The sequence below is a fragment of the Devosia sp. Root413D1 genome (assembly GCF_001425235.1).
Classification (GTDB): Bacteria; Pseudomonadota; Alphaproteobacteria; order Rhizobiales; family Devosiaceae; genus Devosia_A.
Genome location: NZ_LMEA01000007.1, coordinates 358,979 through 379,934, shown reverse-complemented (window position 1 = coordinate 379,934; position 20,956 = coordinate 358,979). Strand labels below are relative to the sequence as shown.

At 65.2% G+C, this 20,956-nt stretch carries 21 protein-coding genes; 15 read left to right on the top strand and 6 right to left on the bottom strand.

Translation table 11 applies throughout. The features are described 5' to 3' along the window. Window position 1: 1 nt before the first annotated feature. From rnr to rpmG, 3 genes are all read left to right on the top strand, one after another. The gene (gene rnr, locus ASC89_RS06655) at window positions 2–2,293 is read left to right on the top strand and encodes a ribonuclease R (RefSeq protein WP_055996019.1); all 2,292 of its coding nucleotides are present in this window, start codon (window positions 2–4) and stop codon (window positions 2,291–2,293) included. Window positions 2,294–2,295: 2 nt separating this feature from the next. Further along, complete coding sequence (locus tag ASC89_RS06650) at window positions 2,296–2,712, top strand: DUF983 domain-containing protein (protein WP_055996016.1); 417 nt, start codon at window positions 2,296–2,298, stop codon at window positions 2,710–2,712. A 140-nt stretch (window positions 2,713–2,852) separates the two neighbouring features. Then, window positions 2,853–3,020 (top strand): 50S ribosomal protein L33, encoded by a 168-nt coding sequence (rpmG, locus tag ASC89_RS06645; protein WP_055048921.1) that lies wholly within the window; start codon window positions 2,853–2,855, stop codon window positions 3,018–3,020. Window positions 3,021–3,417: 397 nt separating this feature from the next. Here rpmG and ASC89_RS06640 read toward each other — a convergent pair whose 3' ends face one another. Both ASC89_RS06640 and ASC89_RS06635 read right to left on the bottom strand, forming a co-directional pair. Next, window positions 3,418–4,788, bottom strand: a complete 1,371-nt coding sequence (locus tag ASC89_RS06640) for a PleD family two-component system response regulator (protein WP_055878213.1) — start codon at window positions 4,786–4,788, stop codon at window positions 3,418–3,420. Window positions 4,789–4,844: 56 nt separating this feature from the next. Then, window positions 4,845–5,219, bottom strand: a complete 375-nt coding sequence (locus tag ASC89_RS06635) for a response regulator (protein WP_055878215.1) — start codon at window positions 5,217–5,219, stop codon at window positions 4,845–4,847. Window positions 5,220–5,328: 109 nt separating this feature from the next. On the opposite strand from ASC89_RS06635, the gene ASC89_RS06630 reads away from it, so the two are divergent. The 10 genes from ASC89_RS06630 (at window position 5,329) to ASC89_RS06585 (ending at window position 14,104) form a co-directional block, all read left to right on the top strand. Further along, complete coding sequence (locus tag ASC89_RS06630) at window positions 5,329–5,601, top strand: DUF3572 family protein (RefSeq protein ID WP_055878217.1); 273 nt, start codon at window positions 5,329–5,331, stop codon at window positions 5,599–5,601. Between the two features lie 4 nt (window positions 5,602–5,605). Continuing rightward, window positions 5,606–6,934: a DNA polymerase IV gene (locus tag ASC89_RS06625; RefSeq protein ID WP_055996013.1), complete on the top strand. Its 1,329-nt coding sequence runs from the start codon at window positions 5,606–5,608 to the stop codon at window positions 6,932–6,934. Then, a complete protein-coding gene (locus ASC89_RS06620) occupies window positions 6,915–7,379 on the top strand; it encodes a RidA family protein (RefSeq protein WP_055878220.1) in 465 nt (154 codons plus the stop codon). The genes ASC89_RS06625 and ASC89_RS06620 overlap by 20 nt, the downstream gene beginning before the upstream one ends. Before the next feature lie 75 nt (window positions 7,380–7,454). Beyond that, window positions 7,455–8,216 carry a glycerophosphodiester phosphodiesterase family protein gene (locus tag ASC89_RS06615; protein WP_055878222.1) on the top strand — a complete coding sequence of 254 codons (762 nt, stop codon included), beginning with the start codon at window positions 7,455–7,457 and terminating at the stop codon, window positions 8,214–8,216. Continuing rightward, window positions 8,209–9,375 carry a GNAT family N-acetyltransferase gene (locus ASC89_RS06610; protein ID WP_082533219.1) on the top strand — a complete coding sequence of 389 codons (1,167 nt, stop codon included), beginning with the start codon at window positions 8,209–8,211 and terminating at the stop codon, window positions 9,373–9,375. Before ASC89_RS06615 ends, ASC89_RS06610 begins: the two co-directional genes overlap by 8 nt. 144 nt (window positions 9,376–9,519) lie before the next feature. Continuing rightward, a complete protein-coding gene (locus tag ASC89_RS06605) occupies window positions 9,520–10,848 on the top strand; it encodes a glycosyltransferase (RefSeq protein ID WP_055878223.1) in 1,329 nt (442 codons plus the stop codon). Next, on the top strand, window positions 10,845–11,267 hold the full coding sequence (locus ASC89_RS06600; RefSeq protein WP_055878225.1) for an HIT family protein: 423 nt from the start codon (window positions 10,845–10,847) through the stop codon (window positions 11,265–11,267). Before ASC89_RS06605 ends, ASC89_RS06600 begins: the two co-directional genes overlap by 4 nt. Before the next feature lies 1 nt (window position 11,268). Next, window positions 11,269–11,904: a YoaK family protein gene (locus tag ASC89_RS06595; protein WP_055878226.1), complete on the top strand. Its 636-nt coding sequence runs from the start codon at window positions 11,269–11,271 to the stop codon at window positions 11,902–11,904. Window positions 11,905–12,016: 112 nt separating this feature from the next. Then, window positions 12,017–12,280 (top strand): helix-turn-helix domain-containing protein, encoded by a 264-nt coding sequence (locus ASC89_RS06590; protein WP_055878228.1) that lies wholly within the window; start codon window positions 12,017–12,019, stop codon window positions 12,278–12,280. A gap of 78 nt (window positions 12,281–12,358) precedes the next feature. Continuing rightward, window positions 12,359–14,104, top strand: a complete 1,746-nt coding sequence (locus ASC89_RS06585; protein WP_055878230.1) for a SulP family inorganic anion transporter — start codon at window positions 12,359–12,361, stop codon at window positions 14,102–14,104. Between the two features lie 8 nt (window positions 14,105–14,112). On the opposite strand, the gene ASC89_RS06580 is transcribed toward ASC89_RS06585, so the two are convergent. From ASC89_RS06580 to clpS, 3 genes are all read right to left on the bottom strand, one after another. Then, the gene (locus tag ASC89_RS06580) at window positions 14,113–14,853 is read right to left on the bottom strand and encodes an SDR family oxidoreductase (RefSeq protein ID WP_055878232.1); all 741 of its coding nucleotides are present in this window, start codon (window positions 14,851–14,853) and stop codon (window positions 14,113–14,115) included. 76 nt (window positions 14,854–14,929) lie between these two features. Further along, the gene (gene clpA, locus ASC89_RS06575; protein WP_055878233.1) at window positions 14,930–17,302 is read right to left on the bottom strand and encodes an ATP-dependent Clp protease ATP-binding subunit ClpA; all 2,373 of its coding nucleotides are present in this window, start codon (window positions 17,300–17,302) and stop codon (window positions 14,930–14,932) included. Between the two features lie 10 nt (window positions 17,303–17,312). Then, window positions 17,313–17,714 carry an ATP-dependent Clp protease adapter ClpS gene (clpS, locus tag ASC89_RS06570; protein ID WP_082528039.1) on the bottom strand — a complete coding sequence of 134 codons (402 nt, stop codon included), beginning with the start codon at window positions 17,712–17,714 and terminating at the stop codon, window positions 17,313–17,315. Between the two features lie 291 nt (window positions 17,715–18,005). Between clpS and ASC89_RS06565 the strand changes: the two genes are divergently transcribed. Continuing rightward, a complete protein-coding gene (locus tag ASC89_RS06565) occupies window positions 18,006–19,667 on the top strand; it encodes an SPOR domain-containing protein (RefSeq protein WP_055996010.1) in 1,662 nt (553 codons plus the stop codon). 59 nt (window positions 19,668–19,726) lie between these two features. Continuing rightward, window positions 19,727–20,005 carry a hypothetical protein gene (locus tag ASC89_RS06560; protein ID WP_055878237.1) on the top strand — a complete coding sequence of 93 codons (279 nt, stop codon included), beginning with the start codon at window positions 19,727–19,729 and terminating at the stop codon, window positions 20,003–20,005. Window positions 20,006–20,007: 2 nt separating this feature from the next. On the opposite strand, the gene ASC89_RS06555 is transcribed toward ASC89_RS06560, so the two are convergent. After that, window positions 20,008–20,910 (bottom strand): division plane positioning ATPase MipZ, encoded by a 903-nt coding sequence (locus ASC89_RS06555; protein ID WP_055878238.1) that lies wholly within the window; start codon window positions 20,908–20,910, stop codon window positions 20,008–20,010. Window positions 20,911–20,956: the final 46 nt, after the last annotated feature.

Below are 20,956 nucleotides of genomic sequence, written 5' to 3'. Positions count from 1 at the left end.
AATGGCGAAAGCGCCAAAAACCAAGACCACACCCAAGGGCCCACGGCAGTTTGCCGTCGGCACTCTCCCCTCACGCGAAGCCATCCTCGAAGCGATGGCGCAGCAGCCGACCCTCGATGGCAAGCGCGACCTGGCGCGCCATTTCGGCATCCACGGCGACATGCGCACCCCGTTCAAGGTGCTGCTCAAGCAGATGGAGGGCGAGGGCTTCATTGCCCGGACCCGCAAGCAGATCCGGCCGACCGCCGCCCTGCCCGCGGTCACCGTCCTCGACATCCCCGCCGACGCCGACCCCGACAATCTCCACGCCTTCCCGGCGCAGTGGAACGACGAGGAAGGCGCGCGTCCGCGCGTCATGGTCAAGCAGCCGAGGGACGCCCGAGTTGCTCCGGCCCCTGGCGATCGCATCCTGGCGCGCATCAGCGCCGGCGATGGCGAACTGCCGGACTACACCGCGCGGGCGATGAAGATCCTCGACAAGCCGCGCCGCGGCCAGATCGGCATCGTCCGCATGGACGAAGACGGCGCCCGGTTGATCCCGGTGGACCGCAAGCAGAAGGAAATGCGCATCGACGGCGGCGATCTGGGCAGCGCCCGCGACGGCGACCTGGTCGAAGTCGAGATCAAGCTGACCGGCCGGCTGATGATCCCCAAGGCCAAGGTGACCAACGTCATCGGCAACCCCAAATCCGAGGGGGCGGTCTCGATGATCGCCATCCATAACCTCGAGATTCCCTACCGTTTCCCCGCCTCGGTGACCAAGGAAGCCGAAGAGGCCAAGGAAACCACGATCAAGGGTCGCGAAGACTGGCGGCACATTCCGCTCGTCACCATCGACCCGGTCGACGCCAAGGACCACGACGACGCGGTCTATGCCGAGCCGGACAGCGATCCGAAGAATGCCGGCGGTCACATCGTCTACGTCGCCATCGCCGACGTCGCGGCCTATGTCCGCCCCGGCACGGCGCTCGATCGTGAAGCCTATATCCGCGGCAACTCGGTCTATTTCCCCGATCGGGTGGTGCCGATGCTGCCCGAACGCATCTCGAACGATCTCTGCTCGCTGCGCGAGGGCGAGAACCGGCCGTCGCTGGCCGTCCGCATGGTGTTCGACCAGAACGGCAAGAAGCGTAGCCACAGTTTCCATCGCGTGCTGTTCCGCTCGGCCGCCAAGCTCAACTACCAGCAGGCGCAGGCGGCCATCGACGGCAAGCCGGACGACAAGACCGGGCCGATCCTCGACACGATCCTCCGCCCGCTCTGGGCCGCCTACGGCGCCATGGCGAAGGCACGCGACAATCGCGGCCCGCTCGATCTCGACCTGCCCGAGCGCAAGATCATCCTCGACAAGACGGGGATGGTCGTCGACGTGAAGGTGCCCGAACGGCTCGACGCGCACCGGCTGATCGAGGAGATGATGATCGCCGCCAACGTTGCGGCCGCCGAGACCCTGGAAAAGCACAAGAGCGCCCTGCTCTATCGGGTGCACGACACGCCGAGCCAGGAGAAGCTCGTGGCGCTGCGCGACTTCCTCAGTTCGCTGCAGCTGCCGGCGCCGAAGTCGGATGCAGTACGTCCAGCGGATTTCAACCGCATCCTCGATAAGGCGCGCACCGACGGCAAGATCCAGCAGGTATCGGAGATCATCCTCCGCACCCAGGCACAGGCCGAGTATGCCGCTGAGAACTATGGTCATTTCGGTCTCAACCTCGACCGCTATGCGCACTTCACCTCGCCGATTCGTCGCTATGCCGACCTGATCGTGCACCGGGCGCTGATCAGCGCGCTCGACCTGGGCAAGGACGGGCTCACCGACGGCGAGATCGCCAAGCTCCCGGGTATTGCCCAGCACATCTCGTCGACCGAGCGCCGCGCCATGCTGGCCGAGCGCGAGACCATCGACCGGCTGCTGGCGCAGTTCCTCGCCGCGCATGTCAACGCCAAGTTCGAGGGCCGCATCTCGGGCGTCACCCGCTCGGGCCTGTTCGTGCGGCTCAGGGACACCGGCGCCGATGGCTTCATTCCGGCCTCGACGCTTGGCCAGGACTATTATCGCTTCGTCGAGGAGATGCAGGCGATGGTGGGCGACCGCACCGGCGAGACCTTCCGCATCGGCGACGATGTCAGCGTACGCCTGCTCGAAGTCGCCCCGGTTGCGGGAGCCCTGCGCTTCGAGCTGCTGAGCGAAGGCAGCCGCGGCGTTCCGTCATCTGGCGGGCGTCAACGCAAAGGACCATCTAGCAAACGAGGCAAGGCGGGCGCCTATCGCAAGCTCGCCAAACGAAAGAGATAGCGATGGCGGTCGAGATCGGTTTTGCGCGCGAGCAGCGCTCGCTGTGGAAGGCAATCGGCAATGGTGTGATGTGCCGTTGCCCGAACTGCGGCAAGGGCAAGCTGTTCCGCTCTTACCTCAAGATCAACGACACCTGCAGCGAGTGCGGCGAAAAGCTGAGCTCGGCGCGTGCCGATGACTTCCCGCCCTATATCGCCATCTTCATCGTCGGCCACATCCTGGTGGGCTGGATGCTGCATGCCGAGATGAGCGGGCCGGTCGATCCGATGTTCTACGTCTGGACGATGATCCCGGCGGCAATCCTGCTGCCGCTGATCATGCTGCCCTCGATCAAGGGCGCAGTGGTCGGCCTGCAATGGGCCAACTACATGTACGGCTTCGACCCGACGCGCGGCGATACCTCGAAGAGCGACGTCTGAACCCCGGCCGGGCGCTTCAGGGCCGCTTGACATCGGCCCGAAAATCCGTAGTTTCCGGCCAAATTTCCACAGGCCGGTTGGCCGGTTGAATTCACAGCCCCGCGGATAGCGCGCGGCAAGCCGTTTCAAGGAATGTGACCATGGCCAAAGCCGTATCCCTCAAGATCAAGCTCGTGTCGACCGCTGACACCGGCTTCTACTACGTCACCAAGAAGAATTCGCGTACCCAGACCGAGAAGCTCTCGTTCAAGAAGTACGACCCGGTGGTGCGCAAGCACGTCGAGTTCAAGGAAGCCAAGATCAAATAATCTGGCCCTTCCTGCCGCTTTCAAAGCCCGCGCTCGTTGAGCGCGGGCTTTTCGTTATCGGCCGATGCGAAGTTCGTGCGCGACCGTACGAAGAAGTTCGTGATGGACGTCACGAACGCAAAACGCCCGCCCCGGTATACGGGACGGGCGTCTGAAGAAGCGGCTGGTCCGCGGCGGCATGTCGAAGAGGCCACTCTTGCCCGCTGCGAACCAGCCTCCCTACGGACCCAGGAGTTGCGGCGGACCTGAGGAGAACCGTAGGGGTGACTGCTGACACCGAAAGTGTCGGCGTTATTTCTATGGGTCCAACTTAACCCTTTCCGGCGTCAGAGCAAGTAGCCGCTCCACAACGTTACTAATCCTTAACCTTAATATTCCGCCATTGCGCTGATCGCAACTAGGCGGCGTCGACGACGACCCGATTTCGTCCCTCGCGCTTGGCGCGATAGAGGGCCACGTCGGCGCGCTTCAGCAGCAGCTCCGGGGTGTCGGTTTCGTGCTCGTTGAGCGCCATGCCGACCGACACCGTGACCGGCAGCGGCCGGCCGTTGCCGGCCTCGAAGCCCCGCTCCGCCACGGCGCCGCGCACCCGTTCGGCCACGCTCTGGGCCTGCCGTGTGTCGGTGTCGGGCATCAGCACCACGAACTCCTCGCCGCCGAATCGGCAGGCGAGATCGACACCGCGAATGTTGCGGCGCAGGCGGTCCGCGAACTCGCGCAGCACTGCATCGCCGGTATCATGGCCGTGCGTGTCGTTGACGTCCTTGAAGTAGTCCATGTCGATCAGCATCACCGCCATGTCGCGGCCCTGCTGTTGCGCCTTCTGCAACAGGATCGACAAATGCCGCTCGAAGTAGCGGCGGTTGTAAAGCCCGGTCAGTTCATCGGTCACCGCCAGCGCCAGAGTATTGTTGACGCTCTGGCGCAGTTCGACAGCATAGCGCTGACGGCGGATCTGGGTGCGTACCCGCGCCATCAACTCGTTGCGCTCGACCGGGCGCATGATGAAGTCGTTGACGCCGAGGTCGAGGCCGCGGACCACGCGCGGTCGGTCGTCCTCTTCGGCGATCAGGATGATCGGCAGGGTGCGCGTCTGCTCGGCGGTCCGCATCTGCGAGCAGACCCGCAGCGGGTCGAAATCCCCCAGCGCCATCGACACCAGCGCCAGCTCGTAGTCGCCGCCGCTGACGGCCAGCACGGCATCAGCTGGGTTGGCGAGGATATCGACGCGGTTATGCGCCTCGAGGTAGCCACGGATGCGCTCGGCGTGGCGCAGGTCGGGATCGACCAAGAGGATGCGGCCGTCATTGTGATCGATCGAATCCATGGCGCGCATGGCGTCCTCGATGGCGATCTCCTGGCCGGTGCGCGCGCGGGCGCGCAGCTCGTCGGTCAAGGCCTTGAGGCGCACCAGGCTCTTCACCCGCGCCATCAGCTGTACGTCATCGACCGGCTTGGTCAGAAAATCGTCGGCGCCGGCCTCGAGCCCACGCACCCGGTCGGAGGGCTGGTCGAGCGCCGTCACCATCAGCACCGGGATGTGGCTGGTGCGGCGATCGGCCTTCAGCCGCGCGCAGACCTCGAAGCCATCCATCTCAGGCATCATCACGTCGAGCAGGATGATGTCGATCTCGCCCTCGGCGCAGATCGCCAGCGCTTCCTTGCCGGAAGCTGCCGTAACCACGTCGAAATACTCAGCCGAAAGCCGCGCCTCGAGCAGGCGGACATTGGTTGGAATATCGTCGACGATCAGCACCCGCGCCGTCAAAGACCTCAGGCCCCGCGATTTGAGGAAATCTGCCCGAACGCCATATAGGGCAAAGCCTAGTTGGCAGGTCCAATGTAGCGGGCAATGGTTTCCAAAAAGTGAGGTACGGAGATGGGTTTAGAGATGTAGCCTTCGCATCCGCCCTGGAGGATTCGTTCCTCATCGCCCTTCATGGCGAAGGCGGTTACGGCGATGACGGGAATCGACATCAGCTCGTCGTCTTCCTTGAGCCACTTGGTGACCACCAGCCCGGAGACCTCCGGCAGCTGGATATCCATCAGAATCAGGTCGGGGCGATGCGCCCGGGCAAGATCCAGCGCCTCCAGGCCATTGCGGGTCTGGATGATGGAATATCCACGCGATTCAAGCAGATCGTTAAAGAGCTTCATGTTGAGCTCATTGTCTTCGACGATCATGACGGTCTTGGGCATACGGGACTCAAATCCACCCTGAACGGGGCCGGCGGGCCCTCGTGTTCTGCCCGAAGTTCGGGGTAACATCAATCCGATTACCTCCCGAGCCCTTGCCGAGACCCTGCCCTTGCCCAAAACCCTCGAACTCACCTCCCGCAGCCTGGGCGATCTCTGCCTCCACCAGCTCGCCGAGAACCCGGCGCAATTGGCCGAGTTCATGACCATGACGGGCTACTCCCCCGACGCGTTGCGCAGGGCCGCCGGCGGCGACGGGCTCGATCGTGGGCTGATCGACTATTTCGCCGCCAATGAGGCGCTGCTGCTCACGCTGTGCGCCAATAACAGCTTCAAGCCGGACGACTTCATGCGCGTCTGGGCCCGGCTCAACCCGGCGGGATGAGGCGATGCTGGCGATCTGCCGCGACTGTTCGGCGACGGTGGAGGCCTTTGAGGCCCCTACCCGCTGCCGCACGTGCGGATCGCCCAGAATCAGGGCGCATGACGAACTGGGCGCGCTCAGCATCGCGCATGTCGACTGCGACGCCTTCTATGCCTCGATCGAGAAGCGCGATGACCCGAGCCTGGTCGACAAGCCGCTGATCATCGGCGGCGGCGTGCGCGGCGTCGTCTCCACCTGCTGCTACATCGCCCGGCAATACGGTGTGCGTTCCGCCATGCCGATGTTCAGGGCCAAGGAGCTCTGCCCACACGCGGTGATCATCCCGCCCAACATGGCGAAGTACGTGGCGGTCAGCCGCGAGATCCGCACCCTGATGGACCAGCTGACGCCGCTGGTCGAACCACTGTCGATCGACGAGGCTTTCCTCGATCTCTCCGGCACCGAGGCGCTGCACAAGGCCAAGCCCGCCGTGGTGCTCGCCCGCTTCGCCAAACGCGTCGAAGCGGAGATCGGCGTCACCATCTCGGTGGGGCTCAGCCACAACAAGTTCCTCGCCAAGGTTGCCTCCGACCTCGACAAGCCGCGCGGCTTTGCGGTGATCGGCAAAGCCGAGACCGTGGCGTTCCTCGCGCCGCAGCCGGTGACGCTGATCTATGGCGTCGGCAAGGTGTTTGCCGAGACGCTGCGCAAGGATGGTTTTGAGACCATCGGGCAGTTGCAGGCGACGCCGCCCGAACAGTTGATGCGCCGCTACGGCGATTCCGGCGCCCGGCTCTCCCGGCTGGCGCGCGGCGAGGACGCGCGGACCATCTCTACCGACGACCAGATGAAGACTGTCTCCGCCGAAACCACCTTCAACACCGACCTCAGGACATTCGAGGACCTCTCCACCGAGCTGCTGGCGCTTTGCGAGCGGCTCTCGGAGCGGCTCAAAGCCAAGTCGATCCTCGGCGACACGGTTACGCTCAAGCTCAAGTCGGCAGGTTTTCGCTTGCGCACCCGGGCCCGGCAATTGATGATCCCGACACAGCTTGCCAACGTGCTCTACGAGAACGGCATGCAGCTTCTCGCTCGCGAGATCGACGGGACGGCATTCCGGCTGATCGGGATTGGCGTCAGCGGCATCTCGGAGGCTGACGGCATCGATCCAGTCGACCTGATCGAGCCGGGAATCGCCCGACGCGCCGCGGCCGAACGGGCCATTGATCGTGTACGCGATCGCTTCGGCCGGGACGCGGTGATCCGCGGCAAGCTATACGACCGGGTGAAGGCTCGCGCCGCCCGCAACGCAGACAAAGACGAAGAGAACCAGGATGACCAGCCCCCTCGATAAGCTCCGCGAATATGGCTACGAGCTGCCGCAGCCGAAAGCGCCGGTCGCCACCTATGTGCCGATCACCCGGACGGGCAATATCATCTACGTGTCGGGTCAGATCTCCTCGGGCGCCGATGGCGTGGTGACGGGCCTGCTCGGCGACACTATGAACGTCGTCCAGGGCGGCAACGCCGCCGAACTTGCGGCGGTCAATTTCCTCAGCCAGATCGTTCACTCGGCAGGCGTCGACCTCAGCAAGGTCAAGCGTGTGCTGAAGCTCACCGTGTTCGTCGCTTCCACCCCCGAATTCGCCGAACACCACCTCGTCGCCAATGGCGCCTCCAACCTCATCGTCGGCGTACTGGGCGACAAGGGCAAGCATGCCCGCTCCGCCGTCGGCATGGCCGCCCTGCCGCTTGGCGCCGCAGTGGAAGTCGAAGGCATCATCGAAGTCGAGGGATGAGGTACGGGCGACGCGAAAGTGTCATGCGGGGCTGCTAGCGGCGGCGCTGCTTCCACCCCATATGACGGCTAGAGCATGTGCGCCAAACCTAACTTCGATCGTCCCATTGCCCACCGCGGTCTGCACGACCGCGGTCGCGGCATCATCGAGAACACCGCGAGCGCCTTCGCCGCGGCGATCGAGGGTGGCTACGCGATCGAGTGCGATGTCCAACTGAGCCGCGACGGCATCCCGATGATCTTCCATGACGACGATCTCGACCGCCTGACCGGCGTTGCCGGTCCGGTCGGCGCGCGGACCATGGCCGAGCTCTCGACCTACACCCTGCTCGACAGCGCCGCCGGCGATACCCCGCAGCGGTTCGACGCGTTCCTTGCCCAGATCAATGGCCGGGTGCTGCTGCAGATCGAACTGAAGCAGCAGCCCAACCAGGCCGCTACCGAAGTGCTGGCGCAGACGGTGATGGATGCACTTAAGGGCTATCGTGGGCCGGTGACACTGGAGTCGTTCGATCCCAAGCTCATCATCGAGGTGAAAAAGCGCGGCGCCACCATGCCGGTCGGCATCGTCACCTATGCCTATGACGAACCGGAATGGGACCAACACCTCAGCGACGCAACCAAGTTCATGCTGCGCCATCTGCTGCACTGGCCGGTCAGCCGCTTCGATTTCATCTCCTGCCGCGACAAGTCGCTCGAACTGCCAGCAGTGAAGCTGTTCCGTTCGTTCGGCATGCCGGTCACCGCCTGGACCGTCAAATCGCCGGCCGCGGCGCTCGCCGTGCTCGGCAAGGCCGACCAGATTGTATTCGAGGGGTTCGATCCACCAAGTGCCTGACGAAACGCTCAGCGCCGACGTGCTCAGCTCCATCGCGGAGATCCCCGCGGCGGTGTGGAACGCCTTGGCGCCTGCGCATGACGGGGTGGTCGACAACCCGTTCCTCGATCACCGGTTCCTCCTGGCCCTCGAGCAATCCGGCTCGGCTTCCAATCGCACCGGCTGGCAGCCGCAGCACCTGTTGCTGAGCGACAGCGCCGGCACGCCGGTCGGCGCCATGCCGCTCTATCTCAAGTCGCACTCGCAGGGCGAATACGTCTTCGACCATGGCTGGGCCGATGCGTTCCAGCGCGCCGGCGGCGAGTATTACCCGAAGCTGCAATGCGCGGTGCCGTTTACCCCGGTCACCGGCCCGCGTTTCCTCGCCAAGGACGACGCCAGCCGGACCGCAGTGATCCGCACCGCAGAGACGCTCGCCACCCGCAACAACATCTCCTCGGTGCACGCCACTTTCGTCAGCGAGGCCGAGGCCGACCTCGCCCGTGCCTCCGGCTGGCTGGTGCGCCACGACACCCAGTATCACTGGCACAATGACGGTTTCTCGAGCTTTGAGGATTTCCTCGGCACGCTGTCATCGCGTCACCGCAAGGTTACCCGTCGCGAGCGCCGCGATGCGCTGGAGGCCGACGGGCTGACGGTCAAATGGCTCACCGGCTCCGACCTCACCGAGGCGGTCTGGGATCAGTTCTTTGAGTTCTACCAGGATACCGGCAGCCGCAAATGGGGCCGCCCTTACCTCAACCGCCGCTTCTTTTCCCTGCTTTCAGAGGCGATGGCCGACCGCGTCCTGCTGATGTTCGCCTATGACGGCGATGAGCCGATCGCCGGCACCTTCTCGATGATCGGGCACGACCGGCTCTACGGCCGCTACTGGGGCGCCACGCGCAATGTGCCGTTCCTGCATTTCGAGCTCTGCTACTACCAGGCCATCGACTACGCCATCGCGCACAAGCTGCCGGTGGTCGAGGCCGGCGCGCAGGGCGAACACAAGCTGGCGCGCGGCTATGCGCCTGCAACTACCCGCTCGGTGCACTGGATCGGCCACCCCGGCCTTCGTGATGCCGTCGCCCGGTTCGTGGCGCAGGAACGCGCCTCGGTGGCGCGCGAACAGGAACAGCTCGAACGCTATACGCCATTCAGACATGGGGACCCGCATTAGGTGTGAGTTGCGCCCGGCCCGGCACTGTGGTTCGAAGGCACCACACTGGAAGGGCTCGGGTCTGACGCGGTATTTTCCTGCCTCAGCCAGACCATACTCTCGATAGATATGACGGCCGCCTCCTCCCGAGGCCCTGGAGACCGAATGAGCAAGCGCATCGCCATAGCCGCGATTGGGACGATGGGGGACGTACAACCCTTCGTCGCGCTTGCACTGGCGCTGAAAAAGCGCGGTCACTCGGTGGTGCTGTGCGCCACCAGCGACTTCGAGGGGTTCGTGACCGGTCATGGCGTCGAGTTCGCGACGCTGGGCAGCGATATCCAGGCCTTCATGCGGCAGAGCCAGTTCGACAACGTCATGTCGAAGAACTCGCTGCTCTACGCGCCAAAACTGCTGCGCGACGGCCAGAAGATCATGAAGGAAGCCTGCCGGCACCTCTGGGCCACCGCCCAGGATGTCGACGCCATCATCTTCCACCAGACCACCAATTTCGCCGTCGACGTCGCCGAAGCGCTGGATATTCCGGCGATCATGACCGCGTTCCAGCCGATCAACCCGACCGGCGAGTTCCCGTATTTCGGCTATGACGGCCCACCGCCCGAGCCATTGTTCAATCGCATCAGCCTCGATCCGCTGTTCAACCGGCTGAGCTACGTGGTGCAGGCGGCGCACCAGAGCTACTACGATTTCCCGCGCGACCGGATGCGCGCCAAGCTGCTCGGCCTCCGCAGCCGCAAGCGCTCGGGCTTCTCCAAGAACGCCCGTGGCGAGCCGATCCCGGCGCTGCACGCCTATTCTCCGGTGATCTCCCCGCGCCCCGGCGACTGGCCGGAGACCACCACCGTCACCGGCTTCTGGCGCCTCGACGACATCACCGGCTGGGAGCCGGATGCCTCGTTCCGCAAATTCCTCGATGCCGGCGAAGCGCCGATCTATCTGGGCTTCGGCTCGATGCCGTGGGGCGCGGCGCGCAACACCGAGATCATCACCAAGGCTCTGAGGGAGTGGGGCGGCCGGGCCGTGGTCGGCAAGGGCTGGGGCGGCATCAAGGCCGAGGACCTGCCCGATACGGTCTACACCATCGACAAGGCGCCCCACACCAAGCTGTTCCCGCTGATGAAAGCGCTGGTGCACCATGGCGGCGCCGGCACCACCTATGCCGGCCTTTATGCCGGCCGGCCGACCTTCGTGGTGCCGCATTTCTTCGACCAACCCTACTGGGGTCGCCGGGTCTACGAGCTGGGCTGCGGCCCTGCCCCGGTTCGCCTCAGGAAACTCACCCCGGGGATCCTCGCTTCGGCGCTCGAGGAACTGGCCACCGACGCCACGTTCGAGATTGCAGCGACCGAACTGCGCGATCGCCTCGTGCTCGAGGACGGCACCGGGCTCGCCGCCGACATCGTCGAAGAAACGATCGAGACCTATCCCGGGAACCTCTACGACAGCGACGATGTGATGGAGACCGCCTCGTGACCGCCTACGACCCGAGCAACATCTTCAATAAGATCATCAAGGGCGAGATCCCGTCCCACAAGGTCTACGAAGATGCGGACGTGCTGGTCATGATGGACGTCTTCCCGCAGTCCAAGGGACATGTGCTGATCATCCCCAAGGCGGCGTCGCGTAACCTGCTCGATGCCGATCCGGCCGTCCTCGCCCGCACCATGCCGCAAGTGCAGCGCGTTGCGAGAGCGGCGCAGAAGGCACTGAACCCCGACGGCATCCGCATCATGCAGTTCAACGAAGCGCCGGCCGGGCAGTCGGTGTTCCACCTGCACTTCCATGTCATCCCGGTCTACGAGGGGGTCGAGATCGGCCGCCACGGCCAGGGCAAGGCGGATGACGCCGAGCTCGCCGCGCAGGCCAAGGCCATCGCAGCCGCCCTCGCCTGACGTGACGCCGGCTCCGCAGCTCAGCCTCGGTCTGCTGCTCACCGCCGCTGCCGGCATGATTGACGTCGTCGGCTTCATTGAGCTGGGCGGCTTTTACACCTCGTTCATGAGCGGCAACACCACGCAGCTCGGCGCCGGCCTCGCCGAGTTCGGCCCTGCGCTGGCACTGCCTGCCGGGCTCATCGTGATGTTCGTGGTCGGCAGCTTCTTTGGCAGCCTGATCTCGGGGATCGGCCAGCGGCGGGGCCGCATCGGCGTGTTGGCGCTCGTCATTGCCGGCCTGCTGGCGACCCTGGTGCTGCACGCCAACGGGTTCTCCGCCGCCCAGGCCATGCTGGCGCTCGCCACTGCCGCCGGCGCGCAGAACGCTGCACTTCCGCAAACCGGGGCGGCCAGGCTGGGTGCCACCTTCGTCACCGGCACTCTATTCGCGGTGGGGCAGGACCTGGCGCGCGCCGTCCGCCGCGAAGCCCCGCCGCTGCGCTGGCTGCAGCACCTGCTGGTCTGGCTGGCGCTGCTGCTCGGCGCGTCCATCGGGGCCTTTGCCTATGGACAGTGGCAGGTTGGGGCGCTGATCGTGCCCGGGGCGATCTACCTCGCCTTCCTATGCGCCTATGTGGTGCGGGCGCCGCGCTAGTCGCCCGGCTTTTCGACTCCCGGCGAAGCTGCTAGAAATCCCAATAGTGATGTGCAGCACATCAGTTCGTCGACATTCTGCGCTAGACTTCCTCGTCCAGGCGTTAGCACCGATGATGACCGCCGCTCAATTGCGGGCCGCCCGCGCCCTGCTCGGCATCGACCAGAAGACCCTGGCCGATATGGCCGGAGTATCGCTGCCCACTATCCAGCGCATGGAAGCAAGCGACGGCACCGTGCGCGGCATCGTCGAAACCCTCACCAGAGTGATCGAGGCCCTGAACGAGGCCGGCGTCGATTTGATCGGCGACAACGCCCGCAGCGATACGGGTGGCCGCGGCGTGCGCCTCCGACGACCGACGCCGAAGACCGACTGAACTCCAGACATCATTTGGGCGATCACGGCCCTTGCCACCGATGATTGCCGCGCTTGTTCGCGAAAGGCGAATGATCCGATGGCCAGTTCTGCCCCCGCCTCACGTGCCGCGTCGCCCGCCCTCACCGAGCTTTTCACCCCCAAGCTGATCACCGTGCTGCGCGAGGGCTATGGGCTCGCCGACCTCAGGGCCGATATCCTCGCCGGGCTCACCGTCGCCATCGTCGCACTGCCCCTGTCCATGGCCATCGCCATCGCCTCGGGGACGACGCCCGAGCGCGGACTGTTCACCGCTGCCGTCGGAGGCTTCCTGATCTCGGCGCTGGGCGGCAGCCGCTTTCAGATCGGCGGACCGGCGGCGGCCTTCACGGTGCTGGTCGCCTCCACCATCAGTCGCCACGGGCTCGACGGACTGCTGCTCGCGACGATCATGTCCGGAATGTTCCTGCTGTTGATGGGAGTGTTCCGCCTCGGCAGCTACATCAAGTTCATCCCCTACCCGGTGACAGTCGGCTTCATCTCCGGAATCGCGGTGATCCTGTTCGTGGGCCAGATCCACGATCTGCTCGGCCTGACGCTGCCGGGCGCCGATCCGGCGGATATCCTTCCCAAACTTGCAACACTGGCGGCGGCCATCGGGACCACCAACCCGACCGCCCTCGGCATCGCCGCGCTCGCCGTCGGCGTCATCATAGGGCTGCGGCGCTGGCGCCCGCACTGGCCGGGCATCCTCATCGCCGTGATTGCGGCCTCGCTTGCCGGCGCGCTGCTGCAGCTGCCGGTTGAAACCATCGGCACGCGTTTCGGTGGTATTCCGAGCACTCTGCCTAGCCCCGCGCTGCCGCCGTTCTCGCTCGACAAGGTCCAGGCGGTTCTTCCCGATGCCGTCGCCTTCGCCCTGCTTGGCGCCATCGAGTCGCTGCTCTCCGCCATGGTCGCCGATGGCATGACCGGCCGGCGGCATCGTTCCAATATGGAACTGGTGGCGCAGGGTATCGCCAATGTCGGCTCGGCCCTGTTCGGCGGCATCTGCGCCACCGGCACGGTAGCTCGCACCGCGACCAATGTGCGCTCCGGCGCTCGCAGCCCGCTGGCCGGCATGTTCCACTCGGTGTTCATCGTGCTGTTCATGCTGGTGGCCGCCCCGCTTGCGAGCTTCATCCCGCTCGCGGCCCTCGCCGGGGTGCTGGTGGTCGTTGCCTGGAACATGGCCGAAAAAACCGCCTTCGCGACCCTGCTCCGCACCTCGCCGGGCGACGCGGTAGTGCTGCTGGCGACGTTCGGGCTCACGGTATTCCGTGGCCTCACCGAGGGCATCGTCATCGGCTTCGCGCTGGGAGCACTGCTGTTCATTCACCGGATGGCTCAGCATGCCGGAGTCGAAGTGCACGCCCCGCCGGTTCCCGAGGATCAGGCCGACGCCGCCGGCGCCACGCGCCTACCCTACGACCCCGCCATCGCCACGGACCCCGATGTCGCCGTCTACCGCATTACCGGTGCCTTCTTCTTCGGCGCGGCGGCGACCGTGGGCTCGGTGCTCGAACGCATCGCCGACCAGCACCGTGCCTTCGTCGTCGATTTCTCAGCCGTGCCGTTCATCGACTCGACCGCCGCCAACACCATGGGGGGCATCGCGCGCAAGGCGGCGCGTCATCACGTCGTGCTGCTGATCTCCGGCGCGACCCCCGCGGTACGGAAATCCCTCACTACGCATGGTGTCAGCGGGCCCACGGTGCTCTACGAGCGCACCGTGGAGGCCGCGATCGGCGCCGCGCATGCGGAAATCGCGCGCCGCAGCGCTCCCGAGGTCATCGCACCGGCGTAGCGCACGCTCTAGCTCAGGAACTCGGTCCGAGCCCGCTCGATCACCAGCGAACGGATCGCGACGTTGCGCGGCTGGCCGAGGACGAACAGGATCGACTCGACCACATCCTTGTCGCTCAAGGCGTCCTCGACACCGCGCAGCTGATCCCAGTTCTCCTCGAGCGGCGAGGTGTCCTCGATATGGCCGGGATAGACCGAGGTGACGCGCACGCTGGTGCCTGCCATCTCCTCGGTCAGCGCCTGGACGAAGCCGTTCTGGGCGTGCTTGGCGGCGACGAACGGCACCGATGAGCCGCGCATCCGCGCATAGGGCAGCCCGCTCATCGACACGACGGTATGGATGTCGGCCTCGGGCCGCTTCAGCAGCAGCGGCAGCAGGCGCCGCGTCAGCGCCATCGTGCCCGTCACCGTCGAGTCGACGACGGCGGCGATCTGCGCATCGGTCATCGCCTGGTAGGCGCCGCCCACCCATTGCGAGCCGGAATTGACGAGGATGTCGAGTTCGGGATGCACCGTGGCGATCTTGCTCGCCGCGCCGGTCAGCGACAACGGGTCCGCCAGGTCGCAGACGAAGGCATCCGGCCGCTTGCCCGTCCGCTGCTCGATCGCATCGGCGACGGCGCCGATGCCGGCAGCGTTACGCCCCAGCAGCAACGGGATCATCCCCCGGTCTGCGGCGACGATGGCCAGCGCGGCCCCGAGGCCACGCGCCGCGCCAGTTATTGCAATGGTCTTGCCCTCAAGTGCCACTCATTCCTCCCTCGATCGTCACCTAAAGAAAAAGGCCGGGATCGCTCCCGGCCTTGCATAGACCCTGCATGGGATCTCAGCTTTTCTCTTCTGCCGGCTTGTCGGCAGCGGCCTTGGCCTTCTTGGCCTTGGGCGCAGCGATGGCCTTGGGCCGGGCCGGCCGCGGCGGAACCGCGATCAGCTCGAGCTTGGCCTCGGTGCCGACGCCAACAACGGCCACGGTGACCGAACCGCCGTTCTGCAGCTCGCCGAACAGTACCTGGTCGGCCAGCGGCTTCTTGACATGCTCCTGGATCACGCGGCCCAGCGGGCGGGCGCCCATGCGCTCGTCATAGCCGCGGATCGCCAGCCACTCGGCCGCTTCCGGGGTCAGCTCGATAGTCACGCCACGCTCGGCCAGCTGGCCTTCGAGCTGCAGCACGAACTTCTCGACCACCCGACGGACGACTGCCGGCGGCAGCGGGCCGAACGAGATGATGGCATCGAGGCGGTTGCGGAATTCCGGCGTGAACATCCGGTTCACCGCTTCCTCGTCGTCACCCTGCTCGCGCTTGCGACCAAAGCCGATCGGCGACTTCTGCAGCTCCATGGCGCCGACGTTCGACGTCATGATCAGGATCACGTTGCGGAAGTCGACCGACTTGCCGTTGTGGTCCGTCAGCTTGCCATGGTCCATCACCTGCAACAGGATGTTGAACAGGTCCGGATGGGCCTTCTCGATCTCGTCGAGCAGCACCACGCTATGCGGATGCTGGTCCACGCCATCGGTGAGGAGGCCCCCCTGGTCGAAACCGACATAGCCCGGAGGGGCGCCGATCAGCCGCGACACGGTGTGCCGCTCCATGTACTCGGACATGTCGAAGCGCAGCAGCTCCACGCCCAGCGTATCCGCCAGTTGCTTGGCCACCTCGGTCTTGCCGACACCGGTTGGGCCGGTGAACAGGTAGGAGCCGATCGGCTTTTCCGGTTCGCGCAGGCCCGCACGGGCCAGCTTAATCGCCGAAGAGAGCGCGGTGAGCGCCTGATCCTGGCCGAACACCACGGTCTTGAGATTGCTCTCGAGGTTGGCGAGGAGCTCCGAATCCGACTTCGACACCGACTTGGGCGGAATGCGGGCCATCGTGGCGATGGTCTGCTCGATATCGGCGACGTCGATGGTCTGCTTGCGGTTCTCCGGGGTCAGCAGCATCTGGCTGGCGCCGGTCTCGTCGATCACATCGATCGCCTTGTCGGGGAGCTTCCTATCATTGATGTAGCGTGCGCTCAGTTCGACGGCGGCCTTCAGCGCCTCGTCGGTGTACTTCAGCTTGTGGTAGTCCTCGAAATACGGCCGCAGGCCCTTCACGATCTCGATCGCATCCGGGATGGTCGGCTCGGCGACGTCGATCTTCTGGAAGCGGCGGACCAGCGCCCGGTCCTTCTCGAAGAACTGCCGGTATTCCTTGTAGGTGGTCGAGCCGATGCAGCGGATATTGCCCGAAGCCAGAGCCGGCTTCAGCAGGTTCGAGGCATCGAGCGCGCCGCCCGAAGTTGCGCCGGCGCCGATCACGGTGTGGATCTCGTCGATGAACAGGATCGCGTCCGGGTGCTTCTCGAGCTCCTTCATCACGGCCTTCAGCCGCTCTTCGAAGTCGCCGCGATAGCGGGTGCCGGCCAACAGCGACCCCATGTCGAGCGCATAGATTACCGCTTCGCGCAGCACTTCGGGCACGTCGCCCTCGATGATCTTGCGAGCCAGGCCCTCGGCAATGGCGGTCTTGCCCACGCCGGCGTCACCGACATAGAGCGGGTTGTTCTTGGAGCGGCGGCAGAGGATCTGGATGGTCCGGCGCAGCTCGCTGTCGCGGCCGATCAGCGGATCGATCTTGCCGGCCCGGGCCTTCTCGTTGAGGTTGACGCAGAAATCGGCAAGCGCCGAGCTCTGGCCGTTGCCGGCACGTTCGCCTTCCTCGCCCTGCCCGTTCCCGGCCGGAGTCTCGGCGCCACGCACCCGACGCTCCTCGCTCGGCCCCGACTTGGTGATGCCGTGCGAGATGAAGTTGACTGCGTCGAGCCGCGTCATGTCCTGCTGCTCAAGGAAGTAGGCGGCATGGCTCTCGCGCTCGGCGAAGATGGCGACGAGCACGTTGGCGCCCGTAACCTCTTCCTTGCCGGACGACTGCACATGGATCACGGCGCGCTGGATGACGCGCTGGAACGCCGCGGTCGGCCGCGCATCCTGCCCATTGGGCACCACGAGGCTGTCGAGCTCCTCGTTGATGAAATCCTCGAGGTCCGACTTCAGCGCTTCGATATCGACATCGCAGCCGGTCAGCACCGCGATGGTGTCGCGGTCGTCGGTCAGCGCCAGCAGCAGGTGCTCGAGCGTGGCGAACTCATGCGCCCGCTCGCGCGCCAGGTTCATCGCCTGATGGAGGGCCTTCTCAAGTCCGCGGGAGAAAGAGGGCATATGTCGGTTCCTATTGCTTTTCCATCACGCACTGAAGTGGGTGCTGGTTCTTGCGGGCCGCGTCCATCACCCTGGTGACCTTGGTTTCGGCCACCTCGAAGGGGTACACACCGCATTCGCCGACGCCCTGGTTGTGGACGTGAAGCATGATGCGCATGGCCTCTTCGCGGGTCTTGTTGAACACATCCTGCAGCACCAGGACGACGAACTCCATCGGAGTGTAATCGTCGTTGAGCAGCAGCACCCGATAGAGGCTGGGCCGTTTGCTCTTGGTCTTCGGCTTCGTGATGGTCGCCGTATCGTTCTTGCTTCCCCCATCGCCCTTGCCGCTCTTGCGGTCATCGTCTGCCCCGCGCGGTGGCACCTTGGATGCACCAGTGGTCGGGAGCGTCAGTTCGATGGCTGCACGCATGGCTCGGGTCTGGGGGAGATCGGTTCGAAGCAGCATGGTGAGGCCATTATGTAGGCAAAACTCCCTGCCTGTTAAGTGCCGAACTACCTAAACTTTGGAGCAGGTCGCCGTGTTCGGTGGCTCTTAACCAAGTGCCCGAAATCCATCGCATTTTACGGAATGGTAAGACCGGCTCCCTAAGGTGGTGGGTAACAGGGAACGTGGCTGGTCTCATTTGGGGAGGGTCGGCCACAGGTTCTCGAGGCGTTGAGTACGGGCGGCGTTTGCGCCCGAGAGTAGTTGGAGTACCGGGTGCTTTCGCAGAAGCATTTTTCCCATTCGCGCGCGCTGTTCGGGCGTATCGTCGCGGCATTCGCGCTGACCTTGGCACTGCTGGTGCCGATGATCTCGGCAGCTGAAGCGGCGACTGTGCCACGCAAGTTCGCGGGCATCGTGGTCGACGCCAAGTCCGGCAAGATCCTCTACGAAAGCTCGGCCAACGCCGCGCGCTATCCCGCCTCCGTCACCAAGGTGATGACCCTCTACGTCCTGTTCCAGGAACTGGAGGCCGGTAACATTACGTTGAAGACCAAGTTCACGGTGTCCAAATACGCCGCGCAGGCGGTGCCGACCAAGCTTGGGCTCAAGGCCGGTTCGACCATCACCGTCGAGAACGCCATCAAGGCGATCGTCACCATCTCCGCCAACGACATCGCCCGCGTCATCGCCGAGAACATCTCCGGCTCCGAGAGCGCGTTTGCCAAGCGCATGACCTCGACCGCCAAGGCGCTGGGCATGTCGAACACCACTTACCGCAACGCTTCGGGCCTGCCTGACAAGGGCCAGGTCACCACCGTTGCCGACCAGGCCATCCTTGGCATCGCCGTCTACCAGCACTTCCCCAACTACTACGAGTATTTCCAGACCCGGAGCTTCTCGTACGGCAAGCGCACCTACGGCAACCACAACCGCCTGCTCGGTTCGAACGGCGTTGACGGCATCAAGACCGGCTACACCAATGCGTCCGGCTTCAACCTTCTGACCGCGGCCCGCGCCGACGGCCACCACATCGTGGTTGCCGGCTTCGGTTTCGACTCGAGCGGCGCTCGCGACGCCAAGGTGCGCGAGCTGGTCAAGAAGTACCTGCCCAAGAGCCGCAGCGGTGGCTATCTCGACGTCGCCATGATCCCGCAGCCGGGCCGCAAGGGTGCGACCGTGATGGTTGCCTCCACCGATCCGGTGCCGGTGATGCCGGCCCCCTACCCGTCCTTCCGCATCGGCGGTGGCACGGTCAGCGTCACCGCCAAGCTGCAGCCGATCGAAGCGGCGCAGCAGTCCGACGACATCGTGGTCGCCTCGATCGGCGAAGCCGCCCCGCTGCCGGAGGCGCGGCCGGCAGACCTCGGCTTCGATGAAGCCGTGCAGGCCGCCAATACGCTCGCCAGCCGGCCGACCATTGCCAGCATCGCGCCGCAGCAGGAGCGCCCGCTCGATGTGATCGGCGCGTGGCTCAGCGACACCTTCTCGCTCGGCGCTGCGCCCGCTCCGCTGGGCCAGACCGCGCCGTCCGCCCCGCTGCTGCCGCCCGTCGGCATCGGCGAAGAAGGCCAGCCGATCGACCTGATGACTTCTGGCGGCATTGGCGACACCGCGCCCGATATCATTGAAGACCAGCCCGCTCCGGCACCGCTCGCCGTTGCTGAGATGGCCGAGGTTCCGCAGGAAGTCAGCGGTGGCTGGATCGTCCAGATCGGCGCTGCGCCGACCGAGGGCGGTGCCAACTCCCTGATCAGCGACGCTTCGTCCAAGCTCGGTAACCTTGGCGCAGCCCGCTCCTATGTCGAACGGTTCGAGAAGAACGGACAAGTGTTCTTCCGCGCCCGCTTCGGCGGTTTCAACGACCGCGATGCCGCGGCCGGTGTGTGCAATGAGCTGAAGAAAGCCAAGATGAGCTGCCTCGCGATGCAGTCCTAAGACGCGAAAAGCAGCCGCCCCAGGGAAGCGAATTTGTGGCCTGTGTTGGAGTAGCCCAAATGAGCGATACGTCTAGCCTCACCGAACTCGCCCGATTTGTAGGGCAGTCGGCCCTTGCGTCCGAAGATGCCGTTGTCCGCAGGCAGGCGGTCAATGCCATGGTGACGCGGTTCAACCCCGGCCTGAAGCGCCGCGGCGTCGGCGATCTGCTCGGCGTGGTGATGGCGCTCAGCGCCCGCACCCGCCGCATGCTGATGCCGCATGTCGAGATCGAACTCGATGTGTTCGCGCCGGCCGGCGGCCGCGCCGTGACGGTGACCCTGCCCCGCCGATCCTGAGTTTACTCGCCGGCCATGTGCTCGAAATTGGCCGGCGCGCCGGCCGTCGCCGCCAGCGCCTTCTCGCCTTCGATGCGGGCTTTCGCACGCTCGCTTACCGGCAGTCTCAGCGCCTCGACCAGTGCCCGGTATTCCTGCCGGGCACTGAGATGCGACATCGACGGCAGCCCGCCCAGCATTTCCGCATCGAGCGGATCGAACACCGTCATGCCGGTCGGGAACAGCGAGCGGAAGATCACCCGTTCGGCGATGCCCTCGGCCACGCGGCAGCCGAGCCGCACCGCGATCTTCTCGATCGCCCCCTGGACGATCTTGGTCGAGCGCGACGGCAGCATCGAGATGCGGTTGCGCACGATCACCCAGTCGATAGTGCGCCCGTCGATCGACAGCCGCTCGGTGCGCGCCCGCTGCACCAGCCGCGCATAATGGCTCATCTCGCGCGGGTCGCCGGTCACCGGGTCCACATGCGCCATCACGTCGAGGTCGATGATCGAGTCGTTGAGCGGGGTGATCAGCGTATCGGCCAGCGAGTGCGCCAGCCGGGTCAGGTGGGTATCGAAGCCGGGCGTATCGACGATCAGGAAATCCGCCTCACCTTCGACCTCGATGATCGCCTGCCGGAACAAGTCGAACTCGACGCGCTGGTTCTCCTTGACCGAATCCGACTTCGACAGCGGCAGATGGAAATGCGTGGCGTGCGGCAGCTTCAGATCGTGCGCCTGGGCCCAGTTGCGGCGGTTGCGTACATAGTGGGTCAGTGTCTGCTGGCGGCTGTCGACGTCGATCGAGGCGACGCGGAAGCCCTGATACATCAGGAAAACGGCAAGATGGAACGCCGTGGTCGACTTGCCGGAGCCGCCCTTCTCATTGCCGACGACAATGACGTGCGTGCCTGTCCTGCCCATCAGTCTCCCCTGCCGCTCCAGTAGCCCGAAGCGACGCGATTTCGGG